Annotated in this window: 14 protein-coding genes and 1 pseudogene; 8 read left to right on the top strand and 7 right to left on the bottom strand. The window is 68.9% G+C overall.

Annotated elements, in window-relative coordinates; genetic code table 11:
* Positions 1-4 precede the first annotated feature (4 nt).
* From AC3WRN_RS01235 to AC3WRN_RS01225, 3 genes and pseudogenes are all read left to right on the top strand, one after another.
* Positions 5-1,126 carry an efflux RND transporter periplasmic adaptor subunit gene (locus tag AC3WRN_RS01235; RefSeq protein WP_492621553.1) on the top strand — a complete coding sequence of 374 codons (1,122 nt, stop codon included), beginning with the start codon at positions 5-7 and terminating at the stop codon, positions 1,124-1,126.
* A pseudogene (locus AC3WRN_RS01230) lies at positions 1,123-4,230 on the top strand (efflux RND transporter permease subunit). Before AC3WRN_RS01235 ends, AC3WRN_RS01230 begins: the two are co-directional and overlap by 4 nt.
* Before the next feature lie 58 nt (positions 4,231-4,288).
* The gene (locus AC3WRN_RS01225; RefSeq protein WP_492621552.1) at positions 4,289-4,681 is read left to right on the top strand and encodes a hypothetical protein; all 393 of its coding nucleotides are present in this window, start codon (positions 4,289-4,291) and stop codon (positions 4,679-4,681) included.
* 145 nt (positions 4,682-4,826) lie between these two features.
* On the opposite strand, the gene AC3WRN_RS01220 is transcribed toward AC3WRN_RS01225, so the two are convergent.
* From AC3WRN_RS01220 to AC3WRN_RS01210, 3 genes are all read right to left on the bottom strand, one after another.
* Positions 4,827-6,260 carry a M20/M25/M40 family metallo-hydrolase gene (locus AC3WRN_RS01220; protein WP_492621551.1) on the bottom strand — a complete coding sequence of 478 codons (1,434 nt, stop codon included), beginning with the start codon at positions 6,258-6,260 and terminating at the stop codon, positions 4,827-4,829.
* A gap of 166 nt (positions 6,261-6,426) precedes the next feature.
* A complete protein-coding gene (mscL, locus tag AC3WRN_RS01215; RefSeq protein ID WP_492621550.1) occupies positions 6,427-6,837 on the bottom strand; it encodes a large-conductance mechanosensitive channel protein MscL in 411 nt (136 codons plus the stop codon).
* 90 nt (positions 6,838-6,927) lie between these two features.
* On the bottom strand, positions 6,928-7,614 hold the full coding sequence (locus AC3WRN_RS01210) for a fumarylacetoacetate hydrolase family protein (RefSeq protein ID WP_492621549.1): 687 nt from the start codon (positions 7,612-7,614) through the stop codon (positions 6,928-6,930).
* A 226-nt stretch (positions 7,615-7,840) separates the two neighbouring features.
* Between AC3WRN_RS01210 and AC3WRN_RS01205 the strand changes: the two genes are divergently transcribed.
* The 4 genes from AC3WRN_RS01205 (at position 7,841) to AC3WRN_RS01190 (ending at position 12,624) form a co-directional block, all read left to right on the top strand.
* Entirely contained in the window at positions 7,841-9,079 is a 1,239-nt protein-coding gene (locus AC3WRN_RS01205) for an efflux RND transporter periplasmic adaptor subunit (RefSeq protein WP_492621548.1), read from the top strand.
* Positions 9,080-9,218: 139 nt separating this feature from the next.
* Entirely contained in the window at positions 9,219-9,905 is a 687-nt protein-coding gene (locus AC3WRN_RS01200) for an ABC transporter ATP-binding protein (RefSeq protein ID WP_492621547.1), read from the top strand.
* 214 nt (positions 9,906-10,119) lie between these two features.
* Positions 10,120-11,286 (top strand): ABC transporter permease, encoded by a 1,167-nt coding sequence (locus AC3WRN_RS01195; RefSeq protein WP_492621546.1) that lies wholly within the window; start codon positions 10,120-10,122, stop codon positions 11,284-11,286.
* Between the two features lie 12 nt (positions 11,287-11,298).
* Positions 11,299-12,624 (top strand): ABC transporter permease, encoded by a 1,326-nt coding sequence (locus AC3WRN_RS01190; RefSeq protein WP_492621545.1) that lies wholly within the window; start codon positions 11,299-11,301, stop codon positions 12,622-12,624.
* 77 nt (positions 12,625-12,701) lie between these two features.
* Here AC3WRN_RS01190 and AC3WRN_RS01185 read toward each other — a convergent pair whose 3' ends face one another.
* From AC3WRN_RS01185 to AC3WRN_RS01175, 3 genes are all read right to left on the bottom strand, one after another.
* Entirely contained in the window at positions 12,702-14,090 is a 1,389-nt protein-coding gene (locus tag AC3WRN_RS01185) for a short-chain fatty acid transporter (protein WP_492621744.1), read from the bottom strand.
* 350 nt (positions 14,091-14,440) lie between these two features.
* Positions 14,441-15,352 (bottom strand): drug/metabolite exporter YedA, encoded by a 912-nt coding sequence (yedA, locus tag AC3WRN_RS01180; protein WP_492621544.1) that lies wholly within the window; start codon positions 15,350-15,352, stop codon positions 14,441-14,443.
* 78 nt (positions 15,353-15,430) lie between these two features.
* Positions 15,431-15,706 (bottom strand): hypothetical protein, encoded by a 276-nt coding sequence (locus AC3WRN_RS01175; RefSeq protein WP_492621543.1) that lies wholly within the window; start codon positions 15,704-15,706, stop codon positions 15,431-15,433.
* 78 nt (positions 15,707-15,784) lie between these two features.
* On the opposite strand from AC3WRN_RS01175, the gene AC3WRN_RS01170 reads away from it, so the two are divergent.
* The gene (locus tag AC3WRN_RS01170) at positions 15,785-16,153 is read left to right on the top strand and encodes a Rieske (2Fe-2S) protein (RefSeq protein ID WP_068094980.1); all 369 of its coding nucleotides are present in this window, start codon (positions 15,785-15,787) and stop codon (positions 16,151-16,153) included.
* 40 nt (positions 16,154-16,193) lie between these two features.
* On the opposite strand, the gene AC3WRN_RS01165 is transcribed toward AC3WRN_RS01170, so the two are convergent.
* Positions 16,194-17,462 (bottom strand): nucleotide sugar dehydrogenase, encoded by a 1,269-nt coding sequence (locus tag AC3WRN_RS01165; protein WP_492621542.1) that lies wholly within the window; start codon positions 17,460-17,462, stop codon positions 16,194-16,196.
* Positions 17,463-17,465: the final 3 nt, after the last annotated feature.

The following is a 17,465-nucleotide window of genomic DNA, read 5'->3' as shown; positions in this document are numbered from 1 at the left end:
GCGCATGTCCCGGAAAAAAATCGTCCTGGTGCTGGCCGTCCTGCTGGCGGTCGCCCTGGCCCTGCACTTCGGCCGCGGCACCGGCGACAGCGGCAAGGCCGCCAGGGCGCCAGCGGCGGTGCCGGTCGAGGTGGCCAGCGCCACCCGGGGCGACGTCGAGCTTTCGCTGAAGCTGGTCGGCCGGGTCGAGGCGTGGTCGACGGTGAGCCTGCGTGCGCGGGTCTCCGGCCAGCTCCAGTCGCTGTCGTTCACGCCCGGCGCACTGGTGCGCAAGGGCAGCGTGCTGGCGCAGATCGACCCGCGGTTGCTGCAAGCGCAGCTGGACCAGGCGCGCGGCAGCGTGGCGCGCGACCAGGCGCTGCTGCAGAAGGCGCAGGCCGACCAGCGGCGCTACGCCGACATGCTGGCCAGGGGCTTCGTCTCGAAGGCGGACTACGACCTGTACCAGGCCAACCTGGCGGTGGCCCGCGCCACCCTGCAGAGCGACCGGGCGGCGCAGGAGCTGGCGCAGACCCAGCTCGACTACGCGCGCATCGTCGCCCCGTTCGACGGCATCGCCGGCGCGCCGCTGGCATGGCCGGGCGCGCAGATCAGCGCCGACAGCACCGACATCGTGGTGCTCAACCAGGTCGAGCCGGTGCGCGTGGCGTTCAACATCCCCGAGGACAGCCTGCCCGCCGTGCGCGCCGCGCAGCGGCAGGGCGCGCTCGCCGTGCAGGTGGCGGTTTCCGGTGACCGCGCGGCACCACTCACCGGCACGCTGGAGTTCATCGACAACGCGGTCGACGCCACCACCGGCACCATCGTGCTGAAGGCGCGCTTCGACAACGCCGGGCACCGGCTCACCCCGGGCCAGTTCGTGCAGGTGGTGCTGCCCACCACGCGCCTCGCCGACGCGGTCAGCGTGCCGGTGCATGCGCTGCAGAGTTCCAGCAGCGGCAGTTTCGTGTTCGTGCTCGGTGCCGACGGCAAGGTGCAGCAGCGCTACGTCACTCCCGGCCCGACCAGCGCCGGGCGCACCGTCATCGACAAGGGCCTGCAGGCCGGCGAGCAGGTGGTCACCGAAGGCCAGATGCTGCTGGTCGACGGCAGCACCGTCACCGTCAGGCAGGCTCCGCGCCGATGAACATCCCCGAGCTCTGCATCCGCCGCCCGGTGATGACCACGCTGCTGATGACGGCGCTGCTGGTGTTCGGCCTCATCGCCTATCCGCAGCTGCCGGTGAACGAGCTGCCGAACGTCGACTTTCCCACCATCAGCATCAGCGCGAATCTCCCGGGCGCCTCGCCGGAGACGATGGCCTCGGCGGTGGCCACGCCGCTGGAGGGCCGGCTGTCGACGATCGCCGGGATCAGCTCGATGAGCTCGACCAGCGCGCTGGGCTCCACCTCGATCACGCTGAGCTTCGCGCTGGACCGCAACATCGACGCGGCGGCGCAGGACGTGCAGTCGGCGATCTCCTCGGCGCTGCGCCAGCTGCCGAAGGAGATGACCACGCCACCCACGTTCCGCAAGGTCAACCCGGCCGACGCGGCGATCCTGTACCTGGCGATGAGCTCGTCGACGCTGCCGCTGACCCAGGTCGACGAGTACGCCGAGACCGAGCTGGCGCAGCAGCTGTCGATGATCGACGGCGTGGCCCAGGTGAACGTGTACGGCTCGCAGAAATACGCGGTGCGGATCAGCGTGGACCCGGATCGGCTGGCCGCTGCCGGCATCGGCATCGACCAGGTACAGAACGCCATCGCCGACGCCAACGTCAACCACTCCACCGGCTCGCTCTACGGCAAGCGCCAGCAGCTGCCGATCCGCAGCGACGGCCAGCTGCTGCGCGCGGCCGCCTACAACGACGTGGTGGTCGCGTACCGCAATGGCGCGCCGGTGCACGTGGGCGACATCGGCCGGGCGCGCGACAGCGTGCAGGACGACCAGCGCGTCAGCTCGTACAACGGCAAGCAGGCGATCGTGCTGGCGATCCAGCGCCAGCCGGGTGCGAACACGGTGGCCACGGTGGACCGGATCAAGGCGGTGCTGCCCAGCTTCCGCGCCGGGCTGCCGCCGTCGATCACGCTGGACACGCTGTACGACCGCTCGCAGTCGATCCGCGACTCGGTCGACGACGTGCAGTTCACCCTGCTGCTGGCCGGCGCGCTGGTGGTGTTCGTGATCTACCTGTTCCTCGGCAACCTGTCCGCCACGCTGATCCCGGCGGTGGCGCTGCCGATCTCGGTGCTGGGCACGTTCGGCGTGATGTACGCGCTGGGCTACAGCCTGGACAACCTCTCGCTGCTGGCGCTGACCCTGGCCGTCGGCTTCGTGGTGGATGACGCGATCGTGATGCTGGAGAACATCGTGCGCCACATGGAAGCGGGCGTGCCGCCGTACGAGGCGGCGCTGCAGGGCGCCGGCGAGGTCGGCTTCACCATCTTCTCGATGACCTTGTCGCTGATCGCGGTGTTCATCCCGGTGATGTTCATGGGCGGCATCGTGGGCCGGCTGTTCCACGAGTTCGCGGTGGTGATCAGCGTGGCGATCCTGATCTCCGGCATCGTCGCGATCACGCTGACGCCGATGCTCTGCAGCCGCTTCGTCAAGGCGCACGACCACGACGGCCCTGACCAGAGCAGGAAGAACTGGCTGATCGCCGGCTTCGACCGCGGCTTCGGCGCCGTGCAGCGTGGTTACGCCGACAGCCTTCGCTGGTGCATGGAGCGCCCGCGCCTGGTGCTGGCCGGTTTCGGCCTGAGCCTGCTGGCCACCGCGCTGCTGTTTTACGTGGCGCCGAAGGATTTCATCCCGGCCGGCGACAACGGCCAGCTGCGGATCAATACCGAAGGACCGGAGGACGTGTCGTTCGACGGCATGCTGGCGCGCCAGCAGCAGCTGGTCGACATCGTGGCGAAGGATCCGAACATCGCCGGCTACATGTCCACCGTGGGCGCCGGCGGTGCGCGCAGCACGATCAACAATGGCTCGATCCTGCTGCTGCTGAAGCCGGCACATGAACGCAAGCTCGGTCCGGACGGCATCATCCAGGAGCTGCGGCCGAAGCTGGCCACGGTGGCGGGCATCCGCAGCTACATCCAGAACGCGCCGGCGATCCAGATCGGCGGGCGCCAGTCCAAGGCGCAGTACCAGTACACGCTGCAGTCGGTGAACCTCGATCAGCTGTACGAATGGAGCGGCAAGGTGACCCGGGCGTTCGCCGCGCTGCCGGGCTTCGAGGACGTCACCAGCGACCTCGACCTCAACAGCCCCTCGATCATGGTCAAGGTGGACCGCGCCAGGCTGGCTCCGCTCGGCCTCACCATGGCGCAGGTGCAGGCCGCGCTGGGCATCGGCTTCGGCCAGAACCAGATTTCCACCATCTACGGTTCGGCCACGCAGTACTGGGTGATCCTGCAGGTCGAGCGCAAGCTGCAGGACGACCCCGCGGTGCTGTCGCAGCTGTACGTCACCTCGAACAGCGGCAGCCTGGTGCCGCTCAGCGCGGTGGCCAGTTTCGCCCGCGAGCCGCAGGCGCTGACGGTGAACCACCAGGGCCAGCTGCCGGCGGTGACGGTGTCGTTCAACCTGGCGCCCGGCGTGCCGCTCAGCGACGCGGTGACCAGCATCACCGGCGTGATGGGCAAGCTGGGCCTGCCGGCGACCATCAGCGGCAGCGTGCAGGGCACCGCGCAGGCGTTCCAGCAGTCCATGCAGGGCATGGGCATGCTGTTGCTGCTGGCGGTGTTCGTGATCTACCTGGTGCTGGGCATCCTGTACGAGAGCTTCATCCACCCGCTGACGATCCTGTCCGGCCTGCCGGCGGCGGCGGTGGGCGCGCTGTTGACCCTGGCGATCTTCCACGCCTCGCTGGACCTGTTCGCCTTCGTCGGCATCGTGATGCTGATCGGCATCGTCAAGAAGAACGCGATCATGCTGATCGACTTCGCGCTGGAGCGGTAGCGCGAGGAAGGCATGTCGCCGGCGCAGGCGATCGCCGATGCCTGCCGCGTGCGCTTCCGCCCGATCATGATGACCACCATGGCCGCCTTCGCCGGCACCCTGCCGATCGCGCTGGGCATCGGCGCCGGCGCCGAGGTGCGCCGTTCGCTGGGCCTGGCCGTGGTCGGCGGCCTGGTGTTCTCGCAGGTGCTCACGCTGTACCTGACGCCGGTGATCTACCTCGCCATGGACCGGCTGCAGCGGCGCTTCCAGCGGTCGGGCAGGGTGCTGCCGGTGCAGTAGCTTGCCGCGTCCGCCCGACGGCGGCTAGGCTGGCCGCTCCGTCGTCGAGGGAGCGGACATGCGCAGCCTGGTATCGGTCGTCAGCGTATTCGTCGCCGTCGCCGGGATGGCCATCGGCGCCGCTGCCTGCGCCGGCATGCCAGCGCAAATGGATGCCGCGGCGCTGCAGGCCTGGGCCGGCAGGCCATGGGACAAGGCCGCGCTGATGAATAGCACGGTGGACGCGGGCCGCTACCGCGGCGTGCCGGTGGTCGCCGAATTCCCCTGCGCCGACGTCTGCCCGCAGTACACCGTGCGCATCATCCACTACCGGCTGCCGCCGGACGCTTCCTGCGCCAGCGTGGGCGGCGTGGAGAAGGAAGTGCTGGTGCCGGTCGCGATCGCCGTGATGCCGAAGACGTTCTGCATCCCCGAGCCGCTGGTGGCGTCGGGGTCGTATTACGCGAAGTAGCGCTTGGTTCCTCCCCCTGCTTGCAGGGGGAGGTAGGAGGGGGTTCGCTCTTGATCTTGCAGCGAAGAGCGACCCCACTCTCCGCAAGGGATTCCCTTCGGTCACAACCCTCCCCTGCATTCGCAGGGGAGGGAGCAAGGCGGGATTACTCGCCGGCGCCATCCTTCGCGAACGCACCCGGCGCGGAGCCGAAGTCGCCATTCGCCTGCGCGGCCATGTACGAGAACGCCGCGTACACCGCCACGTTTTGCGCCAGCTCGGCGGGGTCGATCTTGTCCAGCGTGTCGTTCGGGGTGTGGTGCCAGTCGAAGTATTTCGTGCCGTCCTGGGTCAGCGACAGCGCGGCCATGCCCTTGGCGTGCATCTGCGACAGGTCCGAACCGCCGCCGCCGGGACGGGTGGCGTCGTAGGCCACGCCGACCGGCTCCAGCACCCTGGCGATCTGGCCGATCGCATCGCGCGCCGCGGGCTTCACGCTGGCGCTCATGCGCCAGATCTTGCCGGCGCCGAAGTCGGACTCGGTGCCGAGCTGGAACTTCGCCACCTCGGCGCCATGCTTGTCGGCGTAGGCGCGGCCGCCCCACAGGCCCATCTCCTCGTTGGCGAACGCGATCACCCGGATCGTGCGGTCCGGCCGCTGCGGCAGGTCGCGGATCAGCTTGCCGGCCGCCATCGCGATCGCCACGCCGGCGCCGTCGTCGATTGCACCGGTGCCCGGGTCCCACGAGTCGAGGTGGCCGCCGATCGCCACCACCTGGTCGGGATGCCTGCGGCCGGTGATCTCGCCGATCACGTTGGCGCCGGTGTATTCGCCGGTCACGCCGCAGTCGAGGTCGAGTTTCAAGGTGACTGGCTTGCCGTAGGCCAGCACGCGTTCGAGCTGGTCGGCATCGGGATTGGTCAGCGCGGCGGCGGGGATCGCCTTGGCCGGGTCGCGGAAGCCGGTGACGCCGGTATGCGCGGCGCGCTGGTGCGCGTCGGTACCGGCCGAGCGCAGCAGGTAGCCGGCGGCGCCCTTGGCCTGGGCGATCACGGCGCCCATCGTGCGCACGGCCGAGCCCATGCCGTAGCCGTGGCCGTCCTTCGCGCGTTCCATGCGGTAGCCGACGTAGACGATCTTGCCCTTGATGCCGGCCGGGTCGGCCGCCTTCAGCGCGTCCAGCGTGTCGAACTTCACCACCTCGGCGGTCAGCCCGCCCTTCGGCGTGCCGGCCGAATAGCCCAGCGCGGTCAGCGTCAACGGCTGCGGGAACGGCGCCACGATCGCGGCGTGCTCGCTGCGGCGTTCCCACAGCGGGTAGGTCACCGCTTCGGTGTAGACCTTGTCGTAGCCGAGCTCCTTGAACTTCGCCACGGCCCAGTCGCGCGCGCGCTGGTCGTTCGGGCTGCCGGCCAGGCGGGCGCCGACCTCGGTGGTCAGCGAGGCGGTGACCTTGTACGCAGTGTCGTCGTGCAGCGCCTTGTCGCGCAGCTGTTCGGCCGTCTTTACGGCCGTGGCGGGAATCGTGGTGTTGGCGGCGCTGGCGATGCCGCTGGCCAGCAGGCCGGCAGCAAGCAGAGTGAGGGAAAGACGGCGCATCGGGGGACTCCGCGGAGGAAACCCCGATTATGGCGTTGTTGCCCGTTGCCGCTTAGGCCAGAAGTCATGGATGGCCGCATGTATCTGTAGGAGCGCACCCTGTGCGCGATGCTCTGATGTCGATGTGAGCCAAGGGCATCGCGCACAGGGTGCGCTCCTACACGAACTATGGCTTGTTCTTCAGCAAATCGCGGATTTCGGTGAGCAGGGCCACGTCGGCGGGGGGCGCGGCGGGTGCCGCCTCTTCCTTGCGGCTGAGCTTGTTGATCGCCTTGACCACCATGAAGATCGCGAACGCGATGATGATGAACTGGATCAGCGTGTTGATGAAGGCGCCATACTGGACCGCCACTTCGGCGATCTTGTGCTTCGGATCGCTGTCGTCGCCGGGCTTGAGCACCCACTTCATGGCGGAGAAGTCGATGCCGCCGGTGAGCCAGCCGATCGGCGGCATGATGATCTGGTCGACCAGGGAGGTGACGATCTTGCCGAACGCGCCGCCAATGACTACACCGACCGCCAGGTCGATGACATTGCCGCGCATGGCGAAGGCCTTGAACTCGCTGAGCATGCTCATGCTGCTGGTACTCCCTCTGGTTGGGCCGGATGGCGGGACGACTTTAGCGCGACAACGTAGGTGCGCACAGATGAAGACGGCGTGGAAGCGTCAGACGATGCGCCCGTCCAGTTCGGCCACGCCCACCAGTTGGGCGTGGAAGCGGTCGCCGCGCTGCAACGCAGCAACGCCGGCCGGTGTGCCGGTGAAGACCAGGTCGCCGGCCTTCAGCTCGAACAGCGTGGACAGCGCCGCGAGGATGTGCGGCACGTCGTGCACCATCTCGCCCAGCGTGCTCTGCTGGCGCAGCTCGCCGTTCACGCTGAGCCGCAGCACGGTCTGCGCATCCACGGCGACTTCGCCGGCCGGGCGCAGCGCGGAGACCGGGGCGGAGTGGTCGAAGCCTTTGGCCACGTCCCACGGGTGGCCTTTCGCCTTGGCCTGCGCCTGCAGGTCGCGACGAGTCAGGTCCAGCCCCACGCCATAGCCCCAGACCAGGGCGGCGGCTTCGTCCGGGGCGAGATCACGGCCGCCGGTGCCCAGCGCCACCACCATCTCCACCTCGTGATGCAGGTCGGCGGTGGCCTGCGGGTACGGCACGTCGGCGCCGTCGGCGACCACCGCGTCGGCCGGCTTGCAGAAGAACATCGGCGCGGAGCTGTCCACCGTGGCGCCCATCTCGCGCGCGTGCTCGGCGTAGTTGCGGCCGATGCAGAACACCCGGCGGACCGGGAAGCGCCGGTCGGAGCCGGAGACCGGCAGGCTGGGGATGGCGGGCGGGGCGATGGCGTAGTTCATGTCCGCAAGCGTAGCAAAGCCTGGCCGGGCGTGGCCGGAACAAGACGCCGAACGGCGGCGTGCCGCGACGTGTCGATCCCGCGCGTTCCCGTTCGTCATCCATGGGGTGACGACGGGATGCGGATGACAGCTGTCACCGCCGGTGGTTGATGCCATGCTCTGGCAGCGCGCCGGCCGGGCGTCCATGATGCACCCCGTCACCTTGAACATGGCCGTTTGAGCAGGAGTGGATGTGGGCAACGCCGAACTGTTGAAGGAACTGCGCATCGAGCGCCACCAGCGCGAGGACCACGGGCGCCATCCGGGCCGCTGGCCGTGGATCGCCGTCGCCGTGGTGGTGCTGTTGGTGCTCGGCGGTGCCGCATGGCTGTTCGTCGGCCATCGCGTGGTGACCGTGCAGACGGCCATCGCGGTGGCGCCCAGTGCCGGCAGCGAGGCGGGCGCGGTGTTGCAGGCGACCGGTTACGTCACCGCGCGGCGCCGGGCCACGGTGTCGGCGCAGATCACCGGCACGCTCACCGCGGTGCTGATCGAGGAGGGCGACCACGTCACCCAGGGCCAGGTGCTGGCGCGGCTGGACGACAGCGGTTTCAAGGCCGGCCTGGCTGCGGCGAAGGCGCAGGCCGATTCGGCGCAGGCGCAGGTGGCACAGGTCCAGTCGCAACTGGCACAGGGCATCCACGACGCCGCGCGGCTGGAATCGCTGGCCGCCCGCGGGCTGGTGTCGAAGCAGGCTGCCGAGCAGGCGCGCACCCAGGTCGACAGCCTGCGCGCGCAGCTCAATGCGCAGCAGCAACAGGCCAGGGCCGCCGTCGCCCAGGCGGCGGTGGCGCAGGTCAACTTCGACTACTGCGTGGTGCGCGCGCCGTTCAGCGGCGTGGTCACCACCAAGGACGCCCAGGTCGGCGAGATCATCTCGCCGCTGTCCGCCGGCGGCGGCTTCACCCGCACCGGCGTGGGCACCATCGTCGACATGGATTCGCTGGAGATCGACGTCGACGTCAACGAGGCCTATATCGGCCGGATCAAGCCCGGCATGCCGGCCGAGGCGGTCCTCGACGCCTACCCGGACTGGAAGATCCCCGCCCACGTGGTCGCCATCGTGCCCACCGCCGACCGCGGCAAGGCCACCATCAAGGTGCGCGTGGCGCTGGAAAAGAAAGACGCCCGTGTGGTGCCCGACATGGGCGCGCGGGTGTCGTTCCTGGAAGAAAAACCGAAAGCCGCCGCCAGCGTGCCGCAAGGTGTGCTGGTGCCGGCCACGGCCATCGTGCAGCGCGACGGCCGCAGCGTGGTGTTCGTGCTCGACGGCAACCGGGTGCGCCAGCGCGCGGTGAATCCCGCGGCGCAGGCCCATGGCGATTTGCGCCTGCTGCCGGTCGCGGTGAAGCCGGGCGACAGCGTGGTGGTGTCGCCGCCGGCCGAACTGAAAGATGGTTCGGACGTCCAGATGAAGAAACCGTAATTCGCTCCACCCCGTCACGCGTAGGAGCCCGCTCGCGGGCGATGCTCCTGCTCTGGATGCCCTTGGATGGAAGATCAAGGCAAGAGCATCGCCCGCAAGCGGGCTCCTACGGAAAATCCATGTTCATCGGAGAACTGCCATGGGTACGCTGATCGAGATCAAGGACCTTGCCAAGACCTACGAGCGCGGCAGGCAGAAAGTCGAAGTGCTGCACCACGTCAACCTGGACATTGCCGAAGGCGATTTCCTGGCGCTGATGGGGCCGTCCGGCTCCGGCAAGACCACCTTGCTCAACCTGATCGGCGGGCTGGACGCGCCCAGCGCCGGCAGCATCAGCGTGGGCGGCCAGCGCATCGACCAGTTGGGCGGCGGCGCGCTGGCGAAGTGGCGCGCGTCGAACGTGGGCTTCGTGTTCCAGTTCTACAACCTGATGCCGATGCTGTCGGCGCAGCGCAACGTGGAACTGCCGCTGCTGCTGACCAAGCTGTCGGCGGCGCAGCGCAGGAAAAATGCGGCCATCGCGCTGCAACTGGTCGGCCTGGCCGATCGCGGCAGCCACAAGCCGGGCGAACTGTCCGGCGGCCAGCAGCAGCGCGTGGCGATCGCCCGCGCGATCGTCTCCGACCCGGAGCTGCTGGTCTGCGACGAACCCACCGGCGACCTCGATCGCCAGTCCGCCGAAGACGTACTCGGCCTGCTGCAGCAACTCAACCGCGAGCACGGCAAGACCATCGTGATGGTCACCCACGATCCGAAGGCCGCCGAGTACGCCAGCCACACGCTGCATCTGGACAAGGGCACCCTCGTCGAACAGGCGCTGGCGTGATGGAGACGCTCGGCTTCCTGGCTCCTCCCCCTGCGTGCAGAGGGAGGTTGGGAGGGGGCAAGGCTTTTGACCTTGCGGCAAAGAGCGACCCCACCCCGGCCCTCCCTGCGACCGAAGGAAGTCCCTTTAGGGGCGTGCAGGGGAGGGAGTACATCCCCGGCTTCTGCGCCATCGTGCAGCGGAGCGGGCCTCGTGATCCCCAGAGGATTCCGTCATGAAATACCTCCACCTGATCTGGGCCGCGCTGTTCCGGCGCAAGACCCGCACCATCCTCACCCTGGTGTCGATCGCCGCCGCGTTCCTGCTGTTCGGCATGCTCGATGGCGTGCGCACCAGCTTCGCCAACGCCGGCAAGAGCGCGGCCGGCGCCGAACGCCTGCAGACCGGTTCGAAGCTGTCGTTCATCCAGCCCTTGCCGTCGGCGTTGCAGGCGAAGATCGCGAACGTGCCCGGCGTGAAGGACGTGGCCTCCGCCAACTGGTTCGGCGGCGCCTACCAGGACTCGCACAACCAGATCTTCACCTTCGCGGTCAGCCCGAACTACATCGACATGTACCCGGAGATCACCATCACGCCGGCCGAGCGCAAGGCTTTCGAAAGCACCCGCACCGGCGTGCTGGTCGGCGACGTGCTGGCGAAGAAGTACCACTGGAAGGTCGGCGACAAGATTCCGCTGATGTCGAACATTTTCCCCAATCGCGACGGCAGCAAGAACTGGACCTTCGACATTGCCGGCATCATGCACGCCAGGGATCCGGATCACGGCGAGTTCCTGCAGGGCGGCATCCTGATGCACTGGAAGTACTTCGACGAGTCCAACCCCTACAACCAGGGGCAGGTGGGCTGGTACGTCAGCCGCGTCGCCGACCCCGCCCAGGCCGACCAGGTGGCCCGGGCCATCGATGCGCTGTCGGCCAATTCCGACCACGAGACCAAGACGCAGACCGAGCAGGCCGCGATGGCATCGTGGATCAAGCAGATGGCGAACATCGGCCTGATCGTGTTCTCGATCATGGGCGCGGTGTTCTTCACGCTGGTGTTCCTGACCGGCAACACGATGGCGCAGGCAGTGCGCGAACGCACCTCGGAGCTGGGGGTGATGAAGACCATCGGCTTCTCCAGTACCAGCGTGCTGATGATCGTGCTGGCCGAATCGGTGCTGCTGGTACTGCTCGGCGGCGTGCTGGGGCTCGGCCTGGCCGCGGTGCTGGGGCCGGTCGTCAGCGCCGGCAGCGGCGGCGTGATCAACATGCCGCCGGTGCACGCGGGCAGCTGGCTGCTGGGTGTGGGCCTGATGGTCGCCATCGGCCTGCTGGTGGGAGCGCTGCCCGCGCTGCGGGCGATGCGCCTGAACATCGTCGATGCGCTGGCCGGCCGCTGAGGAGAATCCGTCATGGGCAAGTTGAAATCGTTTCTGCGCGGCCTCGGCCTGTGCCTGATCGTCGTCGTCGGCATCACCGCATGGACCGTGCTGCCGTGGCCGGCGCTGCTGGCGCTGGCCGTGCTGTTTGCGCTGTGGATGCTGCTGGCGCGCACCGGCCGGCAGGCCGGCTCGGTCACCCGCGTCGGCGTCAGCACCCTGCCGCAGCGCATCGGCACCTCGTCGGTCGTGGTCATCGGCATCGCCGGCGTGGTCGCCGTGCTGGTGTCGCTGCTGGCGATGGGCGTGGGCTACCGCGAGACGTTGGACAGGAGCGGCAGCGCCGACACCGCCATCGTCCTGCGCGGGGGCTCGGCCTCGGAGGTGTCCTCGGTTCTCGATCATGCGAGCGCCACGGTGATCGAACAGGCACCGGGCATCGCCCGCGATGCCGCCGGCAAGCCGATCGCCTCGCCGGAGCTGGTGGTGGCAGCGAACCTGCCGCTCAACGACGGCAGCGGCGACGAGGGCAGCGTGCAGGTGCGCGGCATCGGCGACGAAGCCTGGACGCTGCGCCCGGAGGTGAAGATCATCGCCGGGCGCAAGTTCACGCCGGGTCTGCGCGAACTGGTGGTGGGCAAGGGTGCGCAGCACCAGTTTGCCGGGCTGACGCCGGGCCGTGAAGTCAAGCTGGGCAGCCAGGCCTGGACCGTGGCCGGCGTGTTCGAGTCGGGCAACGCGATGGACTCGGAATTGTGGGGCGACGCCAACGTGGTCGCCGATACCTACCGCCGCGGCAGCAGCCGCACTTCGGTGTTCGTGCGCCTGACCAGCCCCGCCGCCTTCGACGCGTTCAAGGCGGCGCTCGCCGGCGACCCGCGCCTGCAGGCGGATACCAGCACCACGCTGGACTACTTCCGCAAGCAATCCGAGGGCGTCACCAAGGCGATCACCATCATCGGCATCGTGGTCGGCGTGATCATGGGCATCGGCGCGGTATTCGGCGCACTCAATACCATGTTCGCGACCGTCGCCGCGCGAGCGCGCGAGATCGCCACGCTGCGCGCCATCGGCTTCCGCGGCCTGCCGGTGGTGGTGGCGGTGATGCTGGAGACCATGCTGCTGGCGCTGCTCGGCGGCGTCATCGGCGGCCTGCTGGCATGGCTGGTGTTCAACGGCTACAGCGCATCGACCCTGGCCCAGGGCACGGTCGGCACGCTCAGCTTCAAGCTCGCGGTAACGCCGGCGCTGTTCTGGACCGGACTCAAGTGGGCGCTGGCGATCGGCTTCATCGGCGGCCTGTTCCCCGCCGTGCGTGCGGCGCGGCTGCCGGTGACCACCGCGTTGCGCGAACTGTAGGAGCGCACCCTGTGCGCGAATGCTTTTGCGTGACGTGACGGAGAGCATCGCGCACAGGGTGCGCTCCTACGGGTGTCTCAGGGCATCACCGGCGGCACGTAGCTCAGCGTCAGCCCCAGCAGCCACAGCATGCCCAGCACCAGCGGCACGTGCACCACCAGCTGCACGAAGGTGTAGCCCACCACATCGCGCGCCTTCAACCCCAGCACGCCGAGCAGCGGCAGCATCCAGAACGGGTTGATCAGGTTCGGCAGCGCCTCGGCCGCGTTGTACACCTGCACCGCCCAGCCCAGGTGCACGTGCAGGTCGTTCGCCGCCTGCATCACGTACGGCGCCTCCACCAGCCACTTGCCGCCGCCGGAGGGCACGAAGAAGCCGAGGATGGCCGAGTACGCGCCCATTACCGCGGGGAAGCTCTCGGTGCCGGCGACGTGCACGAACAGGTTCGACAGCCGGTGCGCCAGGGTGGCGCCGTCGGCGCCGGGCACGTGGGTGAGCAGCGCGGCGATGCCGCCGTACAGCGGGAACTGGATCAGCACGCCGGACGTGCTCGGCACCGCGCGGCCCACCGCATCGAGGAAGCTGCGCGGGCGCCAGTGCAGCAGGATGCCGAGGGTGAGGAACAGGAAATTGTAGGTGTTGAGGTTGGCGATCGCGGTGACCGCCGGCTTGCTGGCGAACTCGTGGCCCAGCCAGCCCAGCCCCAGCAGGCCGATCGCCAGCGCCAGCAGCGGGCTGTACTCCAGCCACTCGCCCGGCCGCGTGCGCGGCGGCAGCGCCGGCGTCGAGCTTTCCACCACGTCGAAATCCTGCGCAGTGCGCGCATTCGCGTCCGACGGCGCGGTGTACCAGCAGATCAGCAGCGACACCACGATCAGCACCGCGGTCAGCACGATCGACTGCCACAGGAAGATCGTCTGGCTGAACGGCAATACGCCGGTGATCGCCAGCAGGCCCGGCGGCATGCTGGCCGGGTTCGCCTGCAACTGCGCCGCCGACGAGGACAGGCCCATCGCCCAGATCGCGCCCAGGCCGAGGTAGGCCGCCGCACCGGCGGCGCGGTAATCCATGCGCAGATCCTCGCGCCGCGCCAGCGCACGCACCAGCAGGCCGCCGAACACCAGCGAGAAGCCCCAGCTCAGCAGCGAGGCCAGCATGCTGACCAGCGCGATGTACACGATCGCGCCGCGACCCGTGCGCGGCGCCCGCGCCAGGACGTCGATGAAGCGCGCCACCACCGGCGCGGTGGCCAGCACGTAGCCACCGATCACCACGAACGCCATCTGCATGGTGAACGGGATCAGGCTCCAGAAGCCGTCGCCGAATGCATTGACCGTCGCCGCCGGTGTGGCGCCGAAACCGAGGGCGGCCAGTGCCACCACCACCACGCCCAGCGCGGCGAACACCCAGGCATCCGGAAACCAGCGCTCCGACCATGCCGCGCTGCGCAATGCCACTCGCGCCATCCAGCCGTCCTGTCTCGCGTTCATGCTGCTCTCCGCCGGTGAATCACGACATCGTCGCGCCGCGGCGGCGGGGCGGGCAAGCCGACCATGGTCTAGCTTCAATGAAGCGAAACCAGCGCCGCCGCCAGGCGGCGCCACGTTTGCCCCTCTCCCCGCAAAGCGGGGGGAGGTTGGCGACCGCAGGGAGTCCTTCAGGTGAGGGGGTAAAGCTTTTGACTTTACGGCGAAGAGCAACCCCGCCCCGACCCTCCCCTGCGACCGAAGGAAGTCCCTTTGGGGCAAGCAGGGGAGGGAGTAAAAGCTGCGCCGCTCTGCTCCTTTCCCTGCTTTCGGGAGGCAAGGCTTCTGACCTACCGCTTCTGCTTCGCCAGCGTGATCACCGCCACGCCAGCCAGGATGATCGCCATGCCGGCCAGGTCGAACGTGCCTACGTGCTCGCCGGCCAGCAACACGCCGAACAGCACCGCCACCGGCGGGTTCACGTAGGCATAGCTGGTGGCCAGTGCCGGGCGGGTGTGTTTCAGCACATACAGGAACGCGCTGAACGCGATGATCGAACCGAACACCGCCAGATAGGCCAGCGCCAGGGTGGCGCGCATGGTCGGGTGCGCGGGCAGGTGTTCGCCGCTGGCGAAGCCCACGGCCAGCAGGGCGACGCTGGCGCACAGCATCTGCGCGGCGGTGTTCATCGGGCCCGGTGGCATCACCCGGCGCCGGCTCCACACCGCGCCGAACGCCCAGGCTGCGGCCGCCGTCAGCAGGGCGGCCGCGCCCAGCGTCGAGCCGGCCAGGCTGCTGCCCAGGTTCAGCACGATCACGCCGGCGAAGCCGATCGCCAGGCCGATCGTCTCGCGCCGGTGCGGCCACTCGCCGTACATGCCGGAAAACAGCGCCGCGAACAGCGGCATGCTGGCCACCGCCACGGCGGCGATGCCCGAGCTCACCCTTTCCTCGGCGAAACACACCAGCCCGTTGCCCATGCCGAGCAGCAGCAGGCCGGTGATCGCCGCGTTGCGCCATTGCTCGCGTGTCGGCGGCGCCATCCCGCGCCAGCGCAGGAAGCCGTACAGCAGCACGCCCGCGCACAGGAAGCGCACGCCGGCGAGCAGGAACGGCGGCCAGCTTTCCAGCGCGAAGCGGATGCCCAGGTAGGTCGAACCCCAGATCACGTAGAGCGCCAGCAACGCCAGCGGAATCAGGACGCGGGGATCAGTCGGGCTGCGCGGCGTTTCCACCGCGACGGAGGCAGGCGTGTCGGACATGGGGGCGGATCGTGTGGGGACGGCGCATTATCCGCGCGTCCGTGCCGGCTGTCCGCAGCAGGTTGTTGAAAAACGCGATCAGTGCGCGACCGGCCGCCCCTGGCGAATCACCACAAACTCGCCTTCCAGCACGGCCGGCTGCGCGTGCGCGTTGGATGCCGCCAGCTTTGCCGGGGCGCGGCCCTGCCTCCACTGGCGCACGGCCAGCAGCACCAGGCCGCCGACCAGCAGCACACCGGCCACCACCAGCCCGAACACCAGCAGCACGCCAAGCACCACCACGCCCAGCAGCAGCGACAGGGCACGGGCCAGCGGGTGGCGGGAGCGACGCAGGGAAGGCATGGCGAAGTACATGTGTTAAAAATCCGTGTGGTAAAATCAACGACTTACGCGTGCAACCATGGGGCCATCCGGCCCGCGAGGCAAGTGCCGATGGATACATCCTTTCCCGTCGAATCGTCCAGCCGCCCGCTGCTGTGCCGGCTGGACGAGATCCCCGACGGCGGCGCCACCGCGGTCGATGCCGTGCTGGCCGATGGCGAGGAAAACCTGATCCTGCTGCGCCGCGGCGCCGAAGTGCGCGGTTACCTCAACATCTGCCCCCACGCCGGCCGCCGCCTCGATTACGCCCCCGGCAAGTTCCTGCTGAAGAACGACACCCTGATCTGCGCCGTGCATGGCGCCACCTTCGACCGGGCCGACGGCCTGTGCATCGCCGGCCCGTGCCGCGGCGAGCACCTGCGCGTGGTGGCGGTAAGGGTGGAGGCGGGCGAGGTGAGGCTGGCGCAAGACACCGCCTGATCAGGCACGACCGGCGGCCGGCCGCCGATGCGGACAGAGACTACAGCCGGCCGTCGACCATGGCGGCCGGAAGCAGGCTCTTGATATCGAACAGGGCGCAGTGCTCGCGGCCGAAGCGGCGGATGCCCTCGCTGCCCAGGTCGAGGAAGGTCTGGTGCGCCACGGCCAGCACGATGGCATCGTAACTGCCGGCAGTGGGGGCATCGACCAGGTGGATGCCGAGTTTCTCCTTGGCCTCGGCGGGATCGGCCCAGGGGTCGTACACGTCCACCCGGGCATGCGCAGTTTCGAATTCGCGCACGATTTCCACCACACGGGTATTGCGCAGGTCCGGGCAGTTCTCCTTGAAGGTCAGGCCCAGCACCAGGATGCGCGAGTCGACCACGTGGATGCGCTTGTTCGCCATCAGGCGCATCACCCGGTGCGCCACGTGCAGGCCCATGCGGCTGTTGATGCGGCGGGCGGTGAGGATCAGCTCGGCGTTGTAGCCGAGGATGGTGGCCTTGTGGGTGAGGTAGTACGGGTCCACGCCGATGCAGTGGCCGCCGACCAGGCCGGGCTTGAACGGCAGGAAATTCCACTTGGTGCCGGCGGCGTCGAGCACGTCCTGGGTGTCGATGCCCATGGTGTTGAAGATCATCGCCAGCTCGTTGACCAGTGCGATGTTGACGTCGCGCTGGGTGTTCTCGATGACCTTGGCCGCCTCGGCCACCTTGATGCTGGACGCCTTGTGCGTGCCGGCGGTGATGATGCGCCGGTACAGCGCGTCGACGAAGTCGGCCGTCTCCGCGGTGGAGCCGGAGGTGATCTTGGTGATCGTGGGCAGCCGGTGCAGCTTGTCGCCGGGGTTGATCCGCTCGGGGCTGTAGCCGCAGGTGAAGTCGTGGTTGAAACGCAGTCCCGAGACCCGCTCCAGCACCGGCACGCAGATCTCCTCGGTGGTGCCGGGGTAGACGGTGGACTCGTAAATCACGATGTCGCCGCGCTTGAGCACGCTGCCGATGCTGGCGCTGGCGCTTTCCAGCGGGCGCATGTCCGGCCGGTTCGCCTCGTCGACCGGGGTGGGCACGGTGACGATGAACACGTTGCACCCCGCGATGTCCCGCACGTCGGTGGTGAAGCTGAGCCGGCCGGCCGCGGCGAGCTCTTCGGCCGAGGTCTCGAGCGTGTGGTCGCGGCCTTGGCGCAGTTCGTCGACCCGGCTGGCACTGGTGTCGAAGCCGACGGTGTCCAACTGGCGGCCGAACTCCACTGCAAGCGGCAGCCCGACGTAGCCGAGCCCGACGAGGGCAATCCTGGGTTCGTTCACGCG

It is taken from the genome of Rhodanobacter sp. FW101-FHT13A11 (assembly GCF_058790335.1).
Note: the sequence above shows the minus strand (reverse complement) of the source record. Positions and strands in the feature narration are given on the sequence as shown.

Coding starts and splice junctions, on each gene's coding strand:
- AC3WRN_RS01235 (WP_492621553.1), top strand. CDS start 5: ATGTCCCGGAAAAAAATCGTCCTGGTGCTGGCCGTCCTGCTGGCGGTC.
- AC3WRN_RS01225 (WP_492621552.1), top strand. CDS start 4,289: ATGCGCAGCCTGGTATCGGTCGTCAGCGTATTCGTCGCCGTCGCCGGG.
- AC3WRN_RS01220 (WP_492621551.1), bottom strand. CDS start 6,260: ATGCGCCGTCTTTCCCTCACTCTGCTTGCTGCCGGCCTGCTGGCCAGC.
- mscL (WP_492621550.1), bottom strand. CDS start 6,837: ATGAGCATGCTCAGCGAGTTCAAGGCCTTCGCCATGCGCGGCAATGTC.
- AC3WRN_RS01210 (WP_492621549.1), bottom strand. CDS start 7,614: ATGAACTACGCCATCGCCCCGCCCGCCATCCCCAGCCTGCCGGTCTCC.
- AC3WRN_RS01200 (WP_492621547.1), top strand. CDS start 9,219: ATGGGTACGCTGATCGAGATCAAGGACCTTGCCAAGACCTACGAGCGC.
- AC3WRN_RS01195 (WP_492621546.1), top strand. CDS start 10,120: ATGAAATACCTCCACCTGATCTGGGCCGCGCTGTTCCGGCGCAAGACC.
- AC3WRN_RS01190 (WP_492621545.1), top strand. CDS start 11,299: ATGGGCAAGTTGAAATCGTTTCTGCGCGGCCTCGGCCTGTGCCTGATC.
- AC3WRN_RS01185 (WP_492621744.1), bottom strand. CDS start 14,090: ATGGCGCGAGTGGCATTGCGCAGCGCGGCATGGTCGGAGCGCTGGTTT.
- yedA (WP_492621544.1), bottom strand. CDS start 15,352: ATGTCCGACACGCCTGCCTCCGTCGCGGTGGAAACGCCGCGCAGCCCG.
- AC3WRN_RS01175 (WP_492621543.1), bottom strand. CDS start 15,706: ATGTACTTCGCCATGCCTTCCCTGCGTCGCTCCCGCCACCCGCTGGCC.
- AC3WRN_RS01170 (WP_068094980.1), top strand. CDS start 15,785: ATGGATACATCCTTTCCCGTCGAATCGTCCAGCCGCCCGCTGCTGTGC.